The 19,060-nt window shown below is 57.9% G+C and carries 16 protein-coding genes; 8 read left to right on the forward strand and 8 right to left on the reverse strand.

What is annotated here, in order from left to right; genetic code table 11:
- Window positions 1-152: 152 nt before the first annotated feature.
- The gene (locus tag AC07WT_RS00200; RefSeq protein ID WP_494945624.1) at window positions 153-1,802 is read right to left on the reverse strand and encodes an alpha/beta hydrolase; all 1,650 of its coding nucleotides are present in this window, start codon (window positions 1,800-1,802) and stop codon (window positions 153-155) included.
- 328 nt (window positions 1,803-2,130) lie between these two features.
- Window positions 2,131-2,595 (reverse strand): hypothetical protein, encoded by a 465-nt coding sequence (locus AC07WT_RS00205; RefSeq protein WP_494945625.1) that lies wholly within the window; start codon window positions 2,593-2,595, stop codon window positions 2,131-2,133.
- A gap of 632 nt (window positions 2,596-3,227) precedes the next feature.
- Here AC07WT_RS00205 and AC07WT_RS00210 point away from each other — a divergent pair.
- Window positions 3,228-3,989 (forward strand): hypothetical protein, encoded by a 762-nt coding sequence (locus tag AC07WT_RS00210; RefSeq protein WP_494945626.1) that lies wholly within the window; start codon window positions 3,228-3,230, stop codon window positions 3,987-3,989.
- Between the two features lie 830 nt (window positions 3,990-4,819).
- Here AC07WT_RS00210 and AC07WT_RS00215 read toward each other — a convergent pair.
- Window positions 4,820-5,110, reverse strand: coding sequence for a DUF6471 domain-containing protein (locus tag AC07WT_RS00215; RefSeq protein WP_494945627.1), 291 nt, complete (start codon window positions 5,108-5,110; stop codon window positions 4,820-4,822).
- Window positions 5,111-5,357: 247 nt separating this feature from the next.
- Between AC07WT_RS00215 and AC07WT_RS00220 the strand changes: the two genes are divergently transcribed.
- The 7 genes from AC07WT_RS00220 to AC07WT_RS00250 all read left to right on the forward strand — a co-directional run bounded on the left by AC07WT_RS00220 (window position 5,358) and on the right by AC07WT_RS00250 (window position 12,652).
- Window positions 5,358-6,128 carry a hypothetical protein gene (locus AC07WT_RS00220; protein ID WP_494945628.1) on the forward strand — a complete coding sequence of 257 codons (771 nt, stop codon included), beginning with the start codon at window positions 5,358-5,360 and terminating at the stop codon, window positions 6,126-6,128.
- Window positions 6,125-8,158: a TnsB C-terminal domain-containing protein gene (locus AC07WT_RS00225; protein ID WP_494945629.1), complete on the forward strand. Its 2,034-nt coding sequence runs from the start codon at window positions 6,125-6,127 to the stop codon at window positions 8,156-8,158. Before AC07WT_RS00220 ends, AC07WT_RS00225 begins: the two co-directional genes overlap by 4 nt.
- Complete coding sequence (locus AC07WT_RS00230; RefSeq protein ID WP_494945630.1) at window positions 8,155-9,141, forward strand: TniB family NTP-binding protein; 987 nt, start codon at window positions 8,155-8,157, stop codon at window positions 9,139-9,141. The genes AC07WT_RS00225 and AC07WT_RS00230 overlap by 4 nt, the downstream gene beginning before the upstream one ends.
- Complete coding sequence (locus tag AC07WT_RS00235) at window positions 9,138-10,985, forward strand: TniQ family protein (RefSeq protein ID WP_494945631.1); 1,848 nt, start codon at window positions 9,138-9,140, stop codon at window positions 10,983-10,985. The genes AC07WT_RS00230 and AC07WT_RS00235 overlap by 4 nt, the downstream gene beginning before the upstream one ends.
- 141 nt (window positions 10,986-11,126) lie before the next feature.
- Window positions 11,127-11,462, forward strand: coding sequence for a hypothetical protein (locus tag AC07WT_RS00240; RefSeq protein ID WP_494945632.1), 336 nt, complete (start codon window positions 11,127-11,129; stop codon window positions 11,460-11,462).
- 40 nt (window positions 11,463-11,502) lie between these two features.
- Complete coding sequence (locus AC07WT_RS00245; protein WP_494948355.1) at window positions 11,503-11,760, forward strand: hypothetical protein; 258 nt, start codon at window positions 11,503-11,505, stop codon at window positions 11,758-11,760.
- Window positions 11,761-12,499: 739 nt separating this feature from the next.
- Window positions 12,500-12,652 carry a hypothetical protein gene (locus AC07WT_RS00250; protein WP_494945633.1) on the forward strand — a complete coding sequence of 51 codons (153 nt, stop codon included), beginning with the start codon at window positions 12,500-12,502 and terminating at the stop codon, window positions 12,650-12,652.
- 593 nt (window positions 12,653-13,245) lie between these two features.
- Here AC07WT_RS00250 and AC07WT_RS00255 read toward each other — a convergent pair.
- From AC07WT_RS00255 to AC07WT_RS00275, 5 genes are all read right to left on the reverse strand, one after another.
- Window positions 13,246-13,461, reverse strand: a complete 216-nt coding sequence (locus AC07WT_RS00255; protein ID WP_494945634.1) for an AbrB/MazE/SpoVT family DNA-binding domain-containing protein — start codon at window positions 13,459-13,461, stop codon at window positions 13,246-13,248.
- A 119-nt stretch (window positions 13,462-13,580) separates the two neighbouring features.
- Window positions 13,581-14,564: a plasmid replication initiator TrfA gene (gene trfA / locus AC07WT_RS00260; protein WP_494945635.1), complete on the reverse strand. Its 984-nt coding sequence runs from the start codon at window positions 14,562-14,564 to the stop codon at window positions 13,581-13,583.
- 1,572 nt (window positions 14,565-16,136) lie between these two features.
- Window positions 16,137-16,652: a hypothetical protein gene (locus AC07WT_RS00265; protein WP_494945636.1), complete on the reverse strand. Its 516-nt coding sequence runs from the start codon at window positions 16,650-16,652 to the stop codon at window positions 16,137-16,139.
- 343 nt (window positions 16,653-16,995) lie between these two features.
- The gene (locus tag AC07WT_RS00270) at window positions 16,996-18,051 is read right to left on the reverse strand and encodes a hypothetical protein (RefSeq protein WP_494945637.1); all 1,056 of its coding nucleotides are present in this window, start codon (window positions 18,049-18,051) and stop codon (window positions 16,996-16,998) included.
- A gap of 134 nt (window positions 18,052-18,185) precedes the next feature.
- Entirely contained in the window at window positions 18,186-19,013 is an 828-nt protein-coding gene (locus AC07WT_RS00275; RefSeq protein ID WP_494945638.1) for an SIR2 family NAD-dependent protein deacylase, read from the reverse strand.
- Between the last annotated feature and the right edge of the window lie 47 nt (window positions 19,014-19,060).

Genomic DNA, 19,060 nt, shown 5'->3' on the forward strand with positions numbered 1-19,060 from the left:
CATTCTCAGCAGAAGTGGTGTTATCTTTTATGTCCCGAAAGGGGCCGTCGATGCAGTGTTAGGTGCAATAGTTGAGCACGTCGTCAATCCTGAAAAATCAACCGAAAAGTGGCGCTTATTGATTGCGGAGCTCATATGCCCATCTGAAAAGGCTAACGTTTGAATTTCCAATACGGTCCGAGCGTTCCCAAGATTTTCTTGAGGCCATGCCTTACATCGGCTCGCATTCCTTTCTCAATCAGATAGTATAAATCTGACGTTAAGCGGACCGCATCGCCAATGTACGAATGACCAAGGCTAAACAGACTAGTGTCGACATTGCTAGCGTCGATTGTCTCAATTCCATTCAAAACAAGAATTCCGTCGCCTGAATCACCGGCACGAGGGTAACCGTTCATCACCTTTGACGCCTTCAGCGCCTTATCCTTCGATGATGCGTAGAGCGTCGTCGATATGGCCAACTTCTGCAGAAGCGGAGCAATTTGAGTTCTGAAGACATCTGCATCGATGTCAGGCGCAGCCAATACCAATTCCGTCAATCGTTTCAAGTCTTCGTTCGACGCTTTATTCTGCAACAGATTTATCGCACGAGCCAATACTCTGTTCCCCATGCTGTGGGCAATGATGATGACTTCGTCAAACCCTCCCTTCTGCAAGATGTTAAGAATAAATTCGTAGAAGTATGAAGCTGATTGCGCCGCATCACTCCCATCACTAACGTATCCCACTGTCGCTGCTGCAGATGGCCAGCTATAGACCAACGGCACGCCCGAAAATTCTACATCGTAAGCGATTTGCGCAGCTCGACGCGCCGCATCCTCGAAGCTACAATTGAATCCGTGGACGAAAACTAGCGCCCGTCGCTTTTCACTCAAATGTGGAGCATGAGATATTGCTGAAATGAAAACATCCTCGGTGTACTCTGCAAGTCGCATTAGGACGACATGTTTCCGAGGGTCTTGAAAGAATTGCTTTAAGAAGTAAGGGGATTCCAATTTTCCTGCTTTATGTTTGCGAGGAATACTCACCTCACAAAAGCCATAAGTTACGCTGTGGCCGCGGGCATCCCCAAAATGTTCGCGTGGGGATTTTGGATTCGGACTAGCTTGCCTGTCTGTCCCGTAGAATACCTTTACCAGTTCATATTGCTGCTTCTTACCTACAGCGGTCACGGGCGGAGTCGTCTCAGATTTGGCCACGGAAGTCGCATCCAAGCCAGTCAGGTCCGGATGCTGCCGAGTCAATTCCGAGCTCTGACTGCCGCCGCCTTTTCGCCCGGAAAAGCCTGCTATCGAAGATGCGGCGTGAAGAGAAAGAACTCCAAGCACACCAACCTGTACATTATTCCCGGCAATAAGCGACCGCCTGGTTTCTTCGACTACTCCGTCAAGCGCGCGCTTTGCCTCGTCCCACGTGACGCCCGCGTCATCCGCGACTGCAGCCACAAGTTGAAATTTCGGCGTATTAACAATGCCGCTCGAGGGCCGAATCGCAGCCACCGAACGTCGAGGCCGCATAAATCGCTCACCTTCGACCCATAGTGTGGTCGACCCTCTAAAGTACACTCCCTCATTTGCAACAACAAAGGTATTCGGGCGCCCTCTATTCCTTTTCGCTGGAAATGGCGTTGACGAGAAGGTGCCGACACCCACAAGCGATACGGTTTGACTTCCACGCATTCCGGAGCGCACGGCGCTTCCGAGGGTCTTCAATGCAGCACCGGCAGCCCTAACTGACACGCTTGCCGTGTTGCTAATTCGTCGAATCAGCTCCCGTTCATCGATGGTCTTTTCTTTAGGCATCTTTCTACTATTTTTTAGTGGCTGTCAGCGCTAACAATGAGAGCGAAGAACGCGAAGGGCGTTCCGTTCACGGTCAAGCTCGTCTCATGCGGTTCGCATTCTGGACCTTGCCTAACGTTATCGAGGATGAGGTTTTTGCTAATCTGGTCGACTCTCAATCCACCCGCATAAAGAATACGCAATCGTTGCCTTCTCACTTCGACTATATTAGCGCAACCTTTCTGTCTAAAGACGGCGTCCTGTACGTTTCACTACCCAAACGCCTCCATACCATTCACCGTCAATGGTAATGATGCGCGGATTACATTCGAGTAGCATACTTGCGCCTCTAGTTCGAAGCCGCCTTAGTCCTGACTGCACCAGGTTCGCCAGTCTGCTTGAACATGTCGTCCATCAAGTCCTGGACGACGCCGTCGGCATTTGGAAACTGATGCAACACGGAGTTTTTCCAGTGCCCCGACGCGATAAGGCCGCCGCTTGGCGCCTTGTAAAAGCGAATGTCCATCGAACGCAGGTACATGACGATGTCCCAGAACCAGCTGTCGGTGTAGGTGACGTTCATGTCGGCTTTGTCGCACGCGGGGGCAACCGACACCGACACGCCGTGGTTTTCCAGGTTGCGTTGGATTGCAGCGTCCATATCAGCCGACTTGCCTCCGTGCGCGGTAAAGCACGCTGTTGTCAACGGGGAGTCTTTCAGTTGAGGACCTGCGGTGACACTTTGAGTTGTGGAGCATCCAGGCAGGATGACCAGCGCCGAGACGGCGGCGACCAGGGAAATCAGAGTGCGCATTTTATTTTCCTGTTTGAATGCATAGACGGCACTCTGAATATCGGCAACTACGTTGCGAACTTGAGCGAGCGGGAGGAAGAGCCCGCTCGCTGTTCGACCGCTGCCCAGTCGATTACCAGTCGTTACGACGGAGGTAGGCACGGCTTGTTATTACGATGCTGCTGTCGCGATGACTGGGTCGACTTACCAGCTGAGCAGCTGGGCCGGCATCAATGCTCTCATGTACGGAGTGTTCAAGACGCATGACACCGAGGAGCCGTTTTCGTTCGGCTTGCGACCCGAACGGATGGCTGTGTATCTGAAGCTCCTCACGCAGGCACATAAGGAACGGGGGGCCACGAAGAATATCCCGATGAAAGCAGTCTTGCTGAGCGACAAAGGCTTTATCTGGCCGTGCGCGAACATGGAAGCTCTCGAAGACATCTTGTCCCTGCTCGAAGTTGAGTCGGCAATCCAAGTATCGGCCGAGATTCTGTACAAAGGAACGAATGATATTCTCAAAGTGGCGACTCGACCGGTCCCCCCATCTACATCGCCAGCCCCCTAAGCCTCTTATCCTGGCGTTCCACCCGTCGAGCGTGTCGCCAGCTGCGGCTGTGGTCCAAATCAAACGCCTAACATGGAAGTAGCAAGTGAAAAGAAACGGTAAACGAAAGAATTCCCCTACCGGTACTTATCAACGTCAGACGCAAGCCACATCCGCCGCGGTGCCGTCTGCAAGCCGGCTTCCCCAGTCGGCTAACTGGTCGCGGCGCGCATTCAACATACTGCGTAGCCTTTCGATGCGGGCGTGGATTCTAATCAATCTCGGCATCGTAGGAACCGTGCTCGGTGGAATCACTCACTTCCTGAATGGCCAGGTTATCGTTTCGTTTTCCAAGCCACTGACATCCGGTTTCGAATTCACTGCAGAAAACGACAGCACCGTCTCACAGACTATTGAGAACCTGCGCGTGACGCCAAGACCGGGGTCCGCAGCTGTCTTCAAGACGACGGAGAGCACTTACCTCCACGCGACGCGAGCCGGTGCAAGTCTTCCTTACGGTAATGTTTCGCAAGTGCCTGCCGCTGCCTATTCGGACTTGGACGGACAGGTTCTTCGACCACAACAGCGGGTAACCTTTCGCATTCCGCCGTTGGCCGACTGGTCCATACTTCAACCAGAGGTTAGTCTTGTTGACGTGCAGTACCGGGCAGTTCCAACCACTACTATTCTCAGATGGACTGCTGACTTGCTGGAAGGATTGAGCTTCATGAAGCTGCGCTTCACGCAAACCTACCTCGTAGTTAACGGCTACTGGACACCCACTCACACTAACAACCTTAAGGCCGCCCTATCTAGCGCATGTGCAGAAGATGTTGTTTTGCGTCAGACTGAAGTTTGCGGTCGTTAGCAGCGGCTGTTCGGCGGCCGCAGAGATACTTTTCTCTATGAGCTATCCGTATCCGACAGCAGCCTAATCCACCGGTTTGACGGAGAGCGTGAGGCTCCTCTACAACAGTAGGCTGCCTCGCGGTACACAGGAAAGCGCATTAGCCTGCGAAAATTTCCAGACATTCCCGTCGGCAGCGCCAACCGAACTACTGGCCCGTTGTGTGCGCAAACTTGCCGCCCTAGGTCCTAAGGGCGTTACCGCATCTGTGGCTGTCACATCGAGGCCGCTCATCGCAGGCTCATCTGACTCACGGGCGTCACTACGTAAGTGACCTTCGATAGTGCTAGTCTCGTTCCCACGTTCGCTCTCGATGCGCCCAGACGTCCGCCGCCTTCGGCAATACCAGTGGCGTTGAGGTGCAATCGTACTGCTCTGCCGACAACTTCATCTCTCGCAACCGCATAACCTGCTCTGCGCGGGAACAAGGCTGTCCCAGCAATCGATACTTCCTGTTTGTCGTGCAGGACACGTGCATCGGCCGCAGCCTTCGGTGCCTTTTTGACTGCAGCCTTGGTCTTGAACACATGCGCGGCCACGCGGCGGCCTGACGGGAAACGTTAATCTCGCTGCCGGCGGAATTTAAGCGAGCTTGAAAATTCCAGCAGCATTGCCTACGTTGGTAAACCCAAGCCGGTGCAATGCCGGCACGCAGTACCAGGAATGAGCCTTCATTCGTCGCGTTGACCGCCCGCCAGGTCAGGCCCCCATTTTATGAGAGGGTACGGCGGGAGCAGGCGATGAAACCGGTCTGGCTGCGGACGAATTCGGCGACGTGGGTAACCAGTCAACTACCCCTCTTTGTTCTGTCCCGGTGTGAACTGATGGAGCGCGATGGTCTCCGCGCCCATGGCACGCAGGCAGGCAATGAGGAAGGCCGCCGAGAACCGCTTGCGATTGATTTTGCGGTTGAGCTGGTCCGGCGACTCGTAGATGCCCAGCTTCTCGAGCATTCGCGAAAGCTGTTTGTAGCGAATGTCGCGCCGCATCATCTCTTCCTCTATCAGCCCCTTCGCTTCTTCTTCCCACTGCCCGTACGGCTCAGCCGGCAGCCGACCACGCTTGTGCGGCAGTCCTTCCATCGTTCCCCCCCAAACTTTTTAGAGCCTCTGCTTTTCTGGTGCCGGGATTCTCTCACGGGTATTTTCGGTCGCATACGACCGATTCCAAGGTGGGCGCCCTACACGTCCTTAGCAAGACATTTTTCTGCGAGGACAGAATGCTGACAATAACTTTACAAGCCGGTTCGCCGGCCCAACGGGCCGCAACTGCACCTGGGACTTCCAGGCAGACGCGCAGCCGTCTGCGGACTACGGTCGGAGGTGCGAAATGAGAAGCGCACCGTCCTATGGCGTCCGTAGTCGCCGGAGTGCTGAGAGCGCCGGCGTCCGGCTCACGGCCCGGACGTATGGCAAGGCCCGCATCGGCACCTACGCCGATAAGGCCGCCGGCCACATCACCGTCGACTCCGACGCTGAACGCCTGGTCGCGCACATGCTGTGCGTTGACCCGCGCGTGCGCTCTTTCAGGCAGCAACCGTTCACCGTCGACCTGGTCGGTGAACGGCTGCTGTTCACGCGTGAGGAATTGTCCGAAGCGCGCAGGGCGCGTGGTAGTCGCTCCGGGGAGGCGGAGTACACGCCAGACTTTGCCACCGTTCAGGCAGACGGCCTGCAGCGCGCATACGAGGTGAAGCTCGAAGGCTTCGAGGGCGATGGCCGGTACTGGGCGAAGGTCGAGCGGGCCCGGGAAATCATGGAGGCGTACTGCTATCCGCTATCCACGGTAGTCGTGCCTGCGGATGAGCGGCACCCGGTCGTCGTCAACGCACAACTGTTGAAACCGGCGATGGCGCGTGCCCGCGAATACCTGACGCCCGACATCATCGACCGGGTCGAAAACTACTGCAAATCGGGCCCGGTGCTGCAGCGCGCGCTGTGCGCCGACCTCGAGATTCCATCGGGCCTGATTCCTCCACTGCTCGCCAGGGGTGTTCTGCAGGCCGACCTCGCGCATCAGCATATTTGCGCCACATTGGAACTGTCGGCCGCGTATGGCGACCTGAGCCATCTCTGTCTGATTGAGGAGCTGCGGCCATGATGTCCGACCTCCGCATTGGCGACAAGCTGGCGCTGCCCGGCAAGCCGGAGAGCTACGTCGAGGTAGTGGACGGTCGGCTGCATGCTGGCTTCATCCATCTCTTCGACGCCGGGAAATGTGAGGCCCGGTACGACAAATACGACGACATTCGCGCCCGGATTTCGGAAGGCAGTCTGGTCCTGCATCGAAAGGGGATGCCGCGCGTCAGCATTGCCGCCCAGTACGACAATCCGGAATTGCACACAAGGGTCAAACTGCTGAACGACACACTGCGGCGCATAGATGCCATCGGGGACCAACGGGGCCTGTCGTTTAACGCAGCGATTCCACTGGCCCGTGAAGCCTATCTCATGGAAAACGAAGACAAGCCACTTGTCTGCCCGTTTCCGTCGCGCGCAACCCTGTACCGGGCTCACACGAACCAGCTGCTCGGCCTTCCGGTTCTAAAGGGTGACAAAAATAAAGGCAATGCAAAGGCCAGGTATTCAAAAGACCTTGTCGAATTCGTCAAAGAGGTCATCCAGGACCTGTTCCTGGTAACCGGGTCCAAGTGGACGGTCCTCGACCTCACGAAATACATTAACCATGAGGCCGTTAGCCTTGGCCTGCTTGTTGCCGGGCACAACATCAGCCGCAAGTTCGTGTGCGCCAGGATTGATGACCTGACCGCCGATTCAGAATACGACCGGATGGACCCGCTCGATAGGGTCGCCGGTAAATCGTTCGTGAAGAAGCGTATCCGCGCGGCGTTTCCTTTCGCCCGAATTGAACAGGACGCTGTGCACCTGCCATTCGTTGTAGCAACACCCGATGGAATCGCCCGCACCATCTATCTGGTCCTCGCAATTGATGTCTGCACTGGATATCCCGTGGGATGGCATCTCGTCATCGGTTCACCGCGAGAGATGGATTCGCTGTTGTGCCTCGAGATGTATCTGACGCCGGCCAAGGAGGCCCGATTCAAAGAGCTGGGCATCGACCATGCGCTGAATATATATGGCACGCCTGCACAGGTCATTTTCGACAATGGCCCCGAGACAAAAGGCGAACGAATCGTCCGCCTCGAGCGGCTAGGAATGGATGTCAAGCACTGCAAGGCAAAGGAAGCTCAAGGCAAGCCATTCATCGAGCGCCTGAACAGGTCGCTCAAGGAAGCGCTGCAGCGTCTCGGGGGATGCACGCGCTTCGAAGGGAAGGATGGCGTGCGTGACCCAGAGGCACTCGGCGACGAGTTGATGACCGCCAAGGTGCTCGAGAAGTGGATTGTGAGATGGCTCTATGAGGACTGGGCCAACAGCCCGCTCGACCGGCTGCGCTGGGATGAACTGCTGGTCGATTCGGTCAAGGGAAAGACGCCGCTTGAGCGCCTGACCCACCAGACCGAAGAATTGGGACAGCCCATCTCCTTGCCGCCACCGCGCCAGGAATGGATGGCTGCACTCTTCGAGCACAAGATGTGCACGTTGAGCGCCAAGACGGGCATTACGGTCGAGCGTGGATTCAGATACACCGGCGAAGCCATGTCGTATCTGCTGGCCAAGTACGGTGACCATGAGCAACTTCATGTGGTTTACAACCCCGACGATTTCCGTCAGGCGTACGTGTACGACGGAGATGACCTTCCGCTTGTCAAATTGACGCACCACCACGTTCGTCCGGATACGCCGGCGTGGACCTTTGCTGAAGCCAAAGCCAGGTTCGATTCAGGCATGGCTAACTGGACGGTCCCGGACGAAAAGCTCCAATTCCAGCGAGACATGGACGAGGCGGTTACCGGAAGCGGGAAAGCCAGTAAGCGCAAGACTCGCGGCAAGCGCGAGGAAAACAAGGAAACCGTGCGCCGCGCCAAAAACAGTTCGGCCGTCCAGCGGGCCGCCAACCAGCCACTTTCAGCGGCAGCGCCGTTTGGGCCGGAGCCTTCGACCAATCCGTCGTTGCCGGCGGAAGACCTTCAGCCCGACGTCATCTCATACGACGACGCGCCTTTAATGAATATCGTAAACAGAAACACTGGAGAAAAACTGCTGTGACGCCAGCTCAACAACTGCGTAAGGACATTGAGGAATGCGAACTCGCACATCCCATGTTTATGGAGTACCTCACTGTACTCAAACGGCGCATCGACGACGCCCTCACTGGCTTTGCGCCCAAGGTCATTCGCGTCCCTGGTCCGAGCGGTGTGGGTAAATCCTCGCTCATCGCCAACCTGTCGCGTGACTACCCTGAATCCCGCATTGAGGGACGGCGCCATGTCCCCGTACTGGTTGTCGAGGTGCCCCACTCGGCAACTGCCAAACTGCTTCCCAAGAGTGTGCTGCGTGCGTTGGGCATTCAGGTTCCCGGCAGCATGACGGCGGGCGCGATGTTCGACCTGATGTTGACGCAGCTTCGCCTGGCCCGCACACGTGTGGTGATTTTCGACGAGATATCGCACCTCGTTGATGAAGGCTCGCGGGTGCCTCCGCGCGCGGCCAGCGACTGGCTCAAAACGCTGGCGGACGCGCTCCGCATGACGCTGATTCTCTTTGGCATTCCGCGACTTGAGCGGCTTTTTTCGGCAAATGAGCAACTGCGTCGCCGCGCATGTCCTGCGCTCAATTTCCTGCCGTACGACGCAACAATTGTTGACGAGATGGTGGCCTACAACTCGTGCGTCGTGAATTATGCGCGCCTTTTCTCAGCGGCTGGCTACCCCATTGACGTGCCCGCACGGGTGCTGACACAGCAAAGCTATCTGCTCACCGGCGGCCTGATAGGGGTGCTTGCGGACTTCGTACGCGAGCTGGCGAGTCTGATGGCGAACGAAGGGCCACGCGCCATTACATACGCGGACTGCCAGCGGGCCACTGAACACGTCAGCCACGCGGGGTCACCGCACAGACAGGCTTTCCAGGATTCTGGCATCGACGGCGCTGGTGTGGAGCCGGCGGCGCTGAAGCAGGCATACGTTCATGTGCTAACCAGCAACGCGGCGTCCGTACCAGTTCGTAAAAAATCAGGAGATAAACAATGAGCCTCGTTCTCACCTACGCGCCCAGGGACGACGAGTCCGGGATGGGCTATTACCGACGCCTTGCCGCAGGCAACGCGTTTTTCAGTTGGCGCGACCTGGCAAGTACGGCGGGTGTCGAGCGGAATCGCCGTGCCTTGCTTACACGCACGGACGACGTAGCCCGTAACCTCGGCCTGGAACCGGCATGGACCGAATTTACCCGACAGCGGGAAAACCTCTGCCGGGGTTTGGGACGTCTGCACCGCGCGCACTCTGACGCCGTGTGTCCGGCGTGTCTGGCTGAATCGCCTTACCTGCGACACCACTGGGAACACGCCTATGTCACGGCATGTCCGCAACATCGAATCCTGCTGGTCGACCAGTGCAACGCCTGCGGGAAGCACCTCTCGCCGGAGCGGCTGTACATTGGATTGTGCGCGTGCGGTCATGACCTGAGTAGCCTGCCGCGCGTGCCCGCGACAAGGGCACAGCAGTGTCTGTCGACGCTGATTGCGAGCAACGGGCAGCAGTCTGGCAGCATGAAGCCGGCGCTGCGCGACGTGGACATCAATGTGCTGATGAAGGTCATCCGCACGCTCTGCCAATATGCGGACCCGACGCGCCCCGGGTTGCCGCGCAGCGCAGCATTGCCGAAATTCGTCACCGAAGCAGTCGAATTTCTCTCGCCGCTCGAAGCTTTGCTGGCCGACTGGCCAACGGGTTTTCGGACTCACGTCGAGCAGCGCATTGCCGCCGGTCGCAAGGACGCCCGCACGCTGAACACGTTGCTCGGGGACTGGTACGTCAGTCTGCGCAAGCTTTGCCAGGGCACCACGCTCGAGCCTCTGCTCCAAATCATCATCGACGTCGCTGCCCGGAAGTCCGATTGTGTCCTGGGCCTCGATTCGGCCAAAGAAATGGCCGAGGATGCGACCGGATACATGCGCTCGCCAGATGCTGCAAAGGCTATCGGCGTCAGCGTCTCGCGTCTGCGCGACTCGATTGACGCTGGCGAGTGCAAGCACCGTGCGCGACGCACTGGCACCCGTGGCCAGTTGTTCGAAATTCCGTGCGCTGAGGTTGAGCGCATACAGGGGCAACGCGCGGGGTGGATTTCCGACGTTGACGCCTGCGAACTGGCGGGCGTTCCACCCATCGTGCTCCAACGCATGAAAGCAGCCGGCGTAATCCGCTCAGACGACCTCTGGCGCGAAGACCTCATGAAGGGCGGTCCGGTCGAGCGCCAGTCCATTCCGGATTTGTATGAGCGTGTGGAACGTTGGGTCCAACCTGATGCGATGGCCGACGATTCGACGCTCACATGGGCGCAACTGACAAGCCGGCGGATGGGTGACCGAGGGGCCATCGAGTCGCTGATGCAGGCCATTGCAAACGGCAATGTGAAAGCGGTCGCGCGAGGTCGGACACTGGGTGAAATGTCCTTCCTGAGGGCGGACGTGTCGCCGTATTTCGGCACGCCGCTGCTCGAAGCCGGCATGTCGATTCAGCAGCTCGCCAAAGCGACCGGATGGAAGTGGGAGTCTATCCAGAACTGGGTGGACGAAGGGTTGCTGGCGTCGGAACAGATTCAACGACGTGGCCAGCCTTGTCGCGTCGTGCTGCCGCACCAGTTGCTGGAGTTCCGGCAGGCCTATGTTCCGCTGGCCGACCTCGCCCGTGCCATGGATACGAGGTCGTCGGCGCTGTCCCGCTTGTTGCACGGCGTCGAAGTGGTCGGCGCGAAACAACTTCCTGATGGCGCCACGCGGGGCGCGCTGATTCGTATCGCCGACCTCGGCCGGCTGGCGGTTATCGGTGCTAAAGCCGGACACGACCTATTTGTGCCCGCATCGTTGACGTCATGAGCGGGTCAGCGACACGTCCAACCACCCCCGTGCGCTGGCCGGCATGTATGCGCCGGTCGGGACATGGGGGGCTCGCATGCGGTGCCGCCAGGCTCACGACAGCAACCGGAACGTATGACCTTCCACCACCAGGAGACTGTGATGCCTATCTGGAAACCGCGCCCCGCTTCCGAATTGCCGAGGATTCCGTTGTCGCGATGGCGCATATTCGAAACGGAGGATGGGAGCCGGCATTTTGTTGGCGTAGACATGTTTGACTGGTCGGGGCGCGTCAGTTCCCCGATAGTGACGTTCGACCCGGTCGCCATGCAGGGTACGACTCAGACGGGCCGTATTTATGAGCTAATCGGCAGGAAAGGCTCGTCACTGAATGTTGAGTACGTCTGGGTGCGGTGGTGCGAACTGTACGAGGTGACATCGTTCACCGACGTCACCGAACGACTACTTGAGGGAGCTGATGATGACGACCCCACATGAACGCACGAAAGCCGTTACTGATACGCGAGAGCTGTTGAAGATGCTCGCGTCTGCCGACGAGATAACCATTGCGGGCCTTGTCCAGACGGTGGCACTAGGCCTGCTCAGGCACTACCCGCTCGACATCGACCTCGATGTGTCGGCTGCTGCGTTACCCGGCGTCTGGGCTGCGCCGAAACACCGACAGACTGGGTCAACAGCAGCCCAAGGTCGCCAGAGAGGTGCCACTGGCCGAGGCAATGCCGACGACATTCGCAGTCAGGGAGACGATGATGACCAGACGGCATGCGGTTCCTGACGATTTCCCGAGAGAGCAGGCGCCTGGAGCTGTGCCCGGTGTTCAGCACAAGCTTCTCGTTCGCAAGACGGACGGGCGGTATCACACTGGTCCCACAGACCAAGAGTTGTGGACACGTTATGACGGGTGCGAGGACCTTGCCGGTCAGCTCGCACAGTACGCGTCGCGAAAGATGTCTGCGTCTGGTCTGTCGCTGGACGACGCGCTGGGGCGGGTCGAGGAAGGTCTGAAAGGGAAGGTTGGCGCCGGCCAGTGGGATTTTTCTCCTGCTGAGATAGCGTGGGTAATGAAGCGCACGCGTGAGCTACTGTTGGCTGCGGTGAATGGCGGAGGAGGCGGGAATGCGAGCCGTTGACACCAAGGATGTCAGATATCTTCGCTCTGGTGGGCAGGGTGGTACCCGCATCCGCTACCGCCGTATGGACGCTGGGCGACCGGCGAAGGGGCTCAGCGCCAGAATGTCCCGGAAGATGGCCCACGTCGCATACATCATTTGCATGCGAGCACCGGATGAAGCCGACAGCATGCTTGAGCTGCCGTCGCGACGCGTCGGGCGTATGTTCAAGGCAGCGCTGCGTCGCGCGCAAAAGACTGTGCTCAAGCGACGCTGCTTCATGCGTCGCCCGACAAGCTGTGTTCTTCGCGAGTAGGCTCAACCATTCATAACCATGCAATCTTTCGGAACGTGCCGTTCGTGCGAGCGAAGCTCGGTTGATTCTGGAATCAGAGGAGGTAAGACGTGAAGCGGCTCAATCGCTTTTCTGAATGGCTACTCCAATTCGCTTCATCACAGAAGAACATCGACCGCGTCGCAATGTGGCTCGGTGGGACGGTCTCCATTCTTGCATTGGCGCTCGCCGTCACAGTCATTGTCATGCTGCTGCGCAGATGAGCTATGCCGGGAACGACATGGGCATCGACGGCTTCCCGAAATGTCTTTGCGACTGGGCGGTCGACCACCGACGCCCGGCCGTCTCAATGCGCGACCATCGCACGTCACTACAGAGGAGGGACATATGCTTTCGGAAACTAATCTGGACCTTGAGATTGCGCTTCGGAAGATTCACGAACTGTCTTTGGAGGACGGCGATTTAGGGTATGCATACTGGCACGAAGTTGGTCAGCTTCTACGGAGAGCAGCTGGTATGCATGCCGAAATAAATTTGCTCACAAAGGAGTTGGAACGATGTCGCACAAGGCTTGCTCACAAAACTGGGTGAAAGTCGCGTCATGGTCCCTTGCTTCATCATGTCGCATCGAGGATGCCTGGCGGTTTGTATGTGGTTCAGTGGAGGCGTCTCGGTTCTGGCAGTTGCATGGACCGTCGCAGTCATTGTCATGCTGCTGCTCAGATGAGCTTGCCGGGAACGACAACTTCCTCTGTATCCGGCGGGGTTGCAGTGGATAGCTCGGACTCCATCTCGTGGTCTGACGAGGCAGCGCCGTGTTCCATCATAGCCGGACTGGCCGTCGATGGCGTTGCTTTCAATCGCGCCACGGGTTCATCTGCTCGATATCGACTGTGGCGCCCGATTTCAGGACTCCGGCCAGTTCGAGAATAGACCTAGATTTCGCGCGCACCAGGACACATCCGTCTGGCGTGAGCACCCAGGTCAGTCGTGTGCCGGGCTTTGCACCGAGTGCCTTTCTGACTGCAGCCGGCACAGTGGTCTGGCCCCTTGCGTTAATTCTCGACTCCACTGCAAACCTCCCCAGTATCCGGCCTCATAGTCAGACACGACATGATGACTTTGACGTACTACGTGCGTCGCCGGCGGGTCCTGGCCCGAGCAATAATCCTTACGTCGCCAATCAGTGAATCATGCCACCCATGCGGAACGGACGACGTAAATCCTGGTACCGTCTTTGGAGAAATGATGGCTCGATACGCGGCTACACGCAGGTGTGTTTGGGTCCTTGAGCTTTTCCAGCGCACCAACGAGACTAGCCCTGAAATTGCTCTTATTGGATACGTATCCGGAGAGCTGATGCAACAGCTCAACGGACAGCGGTTTCGGATGAGCATGTCCCGCGTAGAAGTTTGCGAGCCAGCCTTTAAGTCCGTCGTATCTCGCAGCTTCATTGTCGACAGCTGTCCACGCGCCCGGACCGAACAATTCCGCCACAGAGGTGGTGACTCGAAGCAACAGCACGTCGCTGCCTCTGGAATTCTCAGAGGACTCGTCGTCCTCGAACTTCACCGACAGCAGCTTCGGCACCTCAATGTTCATGCGCTCGTGGCGGACGCGTACCTGCGCAAAGCTCAGCCGAAGCAGACTCGCCCGAATGGCCCGGTGCGCCTTTACGCTGTATTTGTTTCCCATGCGGCGTGCGAACTCGTAAAAAGTAGTTCGCGCATACAGGAGACTCTCTTCGGGGCAAAGAGGTACCTCGCGGTAGTAATCGAGGCAGGTAGAGTAGACCAGCCTGTCGAACTGACAAAGGCCATACCCGCTGAACGTCACGGTCATGTTCTGGAACGTGGCAATTTTCTTCTCTGCCACCAGATATGTCGAGCCGCCCGCGAGCAGGTTTGCGTTGTCGGTCTGCACGCGTCGCCCCGCCGAAAACAGGGCTGAACGGAGAAATGCGTTTGGCAGCGCCCGCGCCGTTGCTGACCAGCCCGGCAGAAGCACATCCGTGCCCACGCGGGTAGCCTGTCGCCGCCGCGAATGGTGAATCTCGTTCGCCGTGGCATTCGCGGGAAGTTCGGCGACCGCCGGTTGGTCGAGCGCTTTCTTTTCCCGACGTTCGAGTCCGTCGGCGATGTCCTGAAGCTGCTTCGCGGCACCGAGTACAGTCATCTGCTGCTCGGGAGCAGCAGTAAGTGCCGCGTCGGCCGTGAGATTCGCGAGAGCGCGCAGTTGCGCGACTTTGCCTCCTGGATGTCGTGTCGCTCGCAACCTAGTCATGTTGCTGCTCCGCGAGCTCGACGGTAACTTTCGTCGTTGTGCACGGCGCCGCGGCGTCAGCGATGCGGGCTTCGTGTAATCCGGAAGGCACGCTCCGCGAAGCGCGCAGGCGGCTCGCAGGACAAGCCAGGTGAGGCTGGCGGCGTGAATCTGGTCTGGTCATGGCGAACACATGCAGGTTGTTGATACCTGTGTATATGCGCGCAGGACGGCACGAAATCACAAAAATGAGCCTCGCAGCACTACTTTCTAAAATGTCCCAGGAAAACAGGGTAGTTATTCGCTCAGGCTGCAGATTGCGCGACTTGTACTCTGCATCGGCGTCGCTTGTACCGTACATCGCCGGCACTTGTACTCCGCATCTCCCCAGCTTGTACTCTGCATCGCATCCCGCGAAGTCGACGCGAAAAACAACCCGGGGATTCACGGAATTATTGCGGGCTGCCGCATTGCCTAATATATATAGACTCAGTAATCGAAATAGCCGGGCGAGTGCGGGCCGAAGTGGGCGAACTTCTGTACCGCGTGGTTTTCGGTGCCCCGTGAACGCATGGGCACGAACTACTGGCTTGCAACTGTGTTGATGTGGCGCCAGTCTGGCTGAAAAACATCGCGAAGTCTTGAGTTACCGTAGGAAGCAGACGGCGGCCGCCGACCCTGGTCAGCTTGGCGTGTCTCACCCGCGACTCCTCTCGCCCCGTCGTGCGACGGCAACCGGGCAGCCATCGCAAACGCAATCCGCTATCGGCCCGGGGTTGAATCTGAAGTCGACATCTGGCTGACCAGGGCGGGCGGTACTGCACCGGACGTCTTGAGTCCCGCTAACGCCTGATTGGCGTATCGCGCCACAGTCCTGATTCGCCCTTCACAAGAGTCCGCCCTTATCGGGGTGCCGAAGCGGACTACGCAGCTCCCGACTTGCGATGTATGTCCGAATGCGCGTTGGCCAGACAGTCCGTGGCGCGCCGCTGAGCATCGATGTGAATCAGCGGTCGTATCAGCAATGTCGACGGGCTGACGGATGCTTAGCTCGGCGGGCCAGCTACGGTCGAGACTTTCGAGTCGAAGAGCCACGTACATTAGCCCGCTTCCACGAGGTACCGCGCATCGGTGACCGGCTCCAGCCACTCAACGTTCTCCAGCGTGCAACAACCGGTTCTCGGCATCGCGGACAGATGCAGCGCACTGCCGCAGCGCGCTCATCCTCGGTCAGGTCATTGACATGGAGGCGGCCATCACGCACACCATATGACATGGTCACATCCCGCATGGCTGAAAGGCGGTATCAGAGCGACGAGGATAACGTATGAGAGAGATATTCTGAGATGTTCGTCCAACACTACACAATCCGTGTCGGCGCGGTTTCGCTTGTCGCCCGCGATGTCCGACGGCCGTGCTCCTTCGGTACTGGCGGGGGGCACTGGTCGCCCTCGAATGCCTCTCACCGCTCCGTAGCGAGCCAAGTTAGCCGGCGGCCGACTTTATCAAATATTCGGCCCTTTGCTGCACGACCGGCCATCCTTCGCGCAGGAGCCGCACGGCTTCCTCGACCACCTCATGGCTCAGTCCGCAGTTATCGATGTCCGTGACGCTCATTTGCGCGAGGTCGGAGGCCGAGGCGTCTCCACTGGAAATTCTGAAGAACAGGGTATCAGCCATAGCGCCGGCATCATCCGTCCCGCCGCTCAGGATATCCTCGGCCAACAGGCCAGCCATGCCGACGAGTATCTTCCAGTTCGCGGGTAGCTCGGGAGTGGCAAACCCATGGTCCAACGCCGTCTTGCGCATCACCTCAGGGCAGGTGCGGGGACGGAACTGGCCGCGCCACGCCGTCTCCTCTGGATTCCCACTTTCGTTTTTCCACACGACCGCGTCGCCAGCGCCGCCGAAGCGCTCATAAAGCATCTTGTGACCTGCTTCGTGGTAGGCCGCGTTGCGGAGCTCTCTGGCAGCTATCTGTTCGTCCGTAAAATCAATCATGTGTTGAATATGGTCGGTGTCGTTAGACCAAGGTATAGCTCAGTAAAGGGCTGCGGTGCCGAAGGTAACCGGAGGGTACAAAGAACTCTCGTCAATGTGTCGGCGCGGGAAGGAACCTATCATCAAAATCCGCCGAACCATGCAGTGATTTTTATAAATCTTTCAATTCGCGATATATCGTTCAAAAAACGGTTCGCATTTAATGCGACCTTTTCATGCGTTGCAACACAGCTACACGCTGCATTGGCTCGAGCAGAATCAACGCAATGTGGATGGACACCGAAGGGAGTCAGCCGCAGTTGGAACAGAGTGCGGCCACACTGGCGAAACCGTTATCAAGGCGTTAGGGGCAAGACCGGCTTTGGTTGTCGCACCGGCGTCTGACATCATAACCAATCATGAACAGTGCCTTTTCGGCCAGCAGAAACTCGGACTTGCCGACGACACGCTCAATGCAGTGAGCGCCCAGGCGCGCAAATCGTGCTCGCTCGATATTGCTTAATGTGTGCAAGTTCGGGAACGTGATATGAGCACAGGATGGGTCGCGCCGGCGTTGCGATTCTCTGCTCGATGGGAAGCGGAAGGCTTCCGGCAGTGTGTGAGAAACGCGTCGTGCGATGAGTCCAAGAGCCCCCGTTGCGCGACCGTCGAAAATAAGCACGTCCTGTGTGGGCGCTGACCAGCCAGCGGAAAAATCCAATGCTGCAGCCGCGAAAATTTTCGTCGTTCCGGATGTCATTGGGATGCCGTTCTCCGCGAATAGGGCATCGAGGTTGGACGTTGAAGATGCACGCAGAGCACGTGTCGCGGCGTGAATGCTTGAGATTAGGTTTCCTCGTTGCGTTTGGTCGTCGAGCCAGTCAAGGCGTGCGGCGTGCGGACGGTTGCGGACACCGCCCCAATCCAGAATCTTGCGGCACACCACATTCGTTGTCACTTCGTTTCGGATGCGCATGGCGCATTGGAGTGCGGCTCCCAATTGTTCGAATGTCCCCGCGGCATGGTTCGACCATGAGTAGCGAAGTCCGGCTTCCCGTAAGCTTGAACACCACCAGATGGTCGAGCCTTCGCTCTGCCGACGCCAGTCTGAAAAGACGAGTGCCCCCTTCCCACGAGTGCTGGTTTGGTAACAGTGGAGATGACCCGCGTTTCCACAGTCGATGCGGTTACCATTCGTATGCTCAGCAAAATCGGCGCCGTGCCACAATTTTCTGACGACATCAATGCATGCAGTAGAGAGCTCCGGTTGCGTTTCCTCTTGAGTCAGGTCCGGGCCATCCACAACCGCAGTCCACTTGTCTCTGTACGGTGTCAACCCGTCAATGGGCTCCCAGCTCTGAGCCGATTCATTCGCGCCTTTAGGGCCATTCCATTTCAATTCGAGCGCTTCCAGATTCACATACTCTCCCGGCAAATTATTAAGGCGCGATTTCGATATTCCTGAATGTTAGCGAGAGGGTCGCGTCAAAGTACCTCTTACCACGAAGGTCCTGCATCTTCGGTTCGAATGGAGGGCAACAAGACATGCCCGATTCACATGCTTCCGCCGAGTACGTCATCGAGTAGTTGCAGCGTCTCCAATGCACCACCCGCGACTCCCACCCCTATGACAGGTGAAATCGAGTAATCGCGCGGATTGATGCGGATGACACGGAGGCCGTTCCGTTCGCTGAATCGCCGCACGGTGGGCACTGCCCGGCCAGCACCTATTTCGATGACGATGGGGCGCCCAACGGACTCAAGCCAGGTTGCAAGTCGTCTCTCCTGCCTGTCCGCGTAGTTCGCTATCCATTGCCAGTCCCCAAACATCAGAATGTTCGGCCGCGCGAGGCTATTGCAATGCGGGCACCTCGGCATGTCGTTTTCGAGCAGACATGTTGTGTCATTGACGATGGGCGTGAAGTCGTCACTTGGCCAGGTCTCATCGGTACAAGCCTCGATGCATTGAAGCCGATGGATGGTTCCATGACATTCCGCAATGCGTTCTGCATCAAAACCCGCTTTCTGGAACTGACCATCGACGTTACTCGTGAACACGAAGGCGCCGTGCATCATCGTCGATGCCCACCTGAGCAGAATGTCGAAGCCCGCATGGGGTTCGGTTGCGCGATAGAGGGCGAGCCGGTGCCCGTAAAACCCCCAGCTCAAGCGCGGATTGCTCGCGAAGCCGGCGGGATTGGCTATGTCCTCGAAGGCAAACCCATGATGGCGCAGCGCTGGGTAAGCGCGCCAGAATCCTTCCGTTCCCCGGAAATCAGGCAGCCCGGAATCCACGCCCATGCCAGCGCCCGCAGTGATGAGCAGCCCGTCCGCGGCGCGAATCCAGGCAGCCGCCTGTCTGATTGCATCGTCGTTAATCACCTGCTACTCCGATTGCGTTGTTTGACCTGTGCCGGGCAAGAACATCA

The sequence above is a fragment of the Paraburkholderia sp. GW821-FHT02A12 genome (genome assembly GCF_059422005.1).

Coding starts and splice junctions, on each gene's coding strand:
- AC07WT_RS00200 (WP_494945624.1), bottom strand. CDS start 1,802: ATGCCTAAAGAAAAGACCATCGATGAACGGGAGCTGATTCGACGAATT.
- AC07WT_RS00205 (WP_494945625.1), bottom strand. CDS start 2,595: ATGCGCACTCTGATTTCCCTGGTCGCCGCCGTCTCGGCGCTGGTCATC.
- AC07WT_RS00215 (WP_494945627.1), bottom strand. CDS start 5,110: ATGGAAGGACTGCCGCACAAGCGTGGTCGGCTGCCGGCTGAGCCGTAC.
- AC07WT_RS00220 (WP_494945628.1), top strand. CDS start 5,358: ATGAGAAGCGCACCGTCCTATGGCGTCCGTAGTCGCCGGAGTGCTGAG.
- AC07WT_RS00225 (WP_494945629.1), top strand. CDS start 6,125: ATGATGTCCGACCTCCGCATTGGCGACAAGCTGGCGCTGCCCGGCAAG.
- AC07WT_RS00235 (WP_494945631.1), top strand. CDS start 9,138: ATGAGCCTCGTTCTCACCTACGCGCCCAGGGACGACGAGTCCGGGATG.
- AC07WT_RS00240 (WP_494945632.1), top strand. CDS start 11,127: ATGCCTATCTGGAAACCGCGCCCCGCTTCCGAATTGCCGAGGATTCCG.
- AC07WT_RS00245 (WP_494948355.1), top strand. CDS start 11,503: ATGCTCGCGTCTGCCGACGAGATAACCATTGCGGGCCTTGTCCAGACG.
- trfA (WP_494945635.1), bottom strand. CDS start 14,564: ATGACTGTACTCGGTGCCGCGAAGCAGCTTCAGGACATCGCCGACGGA.
- AC07WT_RS00265 (WP_494945636.1), bottom strand. CDS start 16,652: ATGATTGATTTTACGGACGAACAGATAGCTGCCAGAGAGCTCCGCAAC.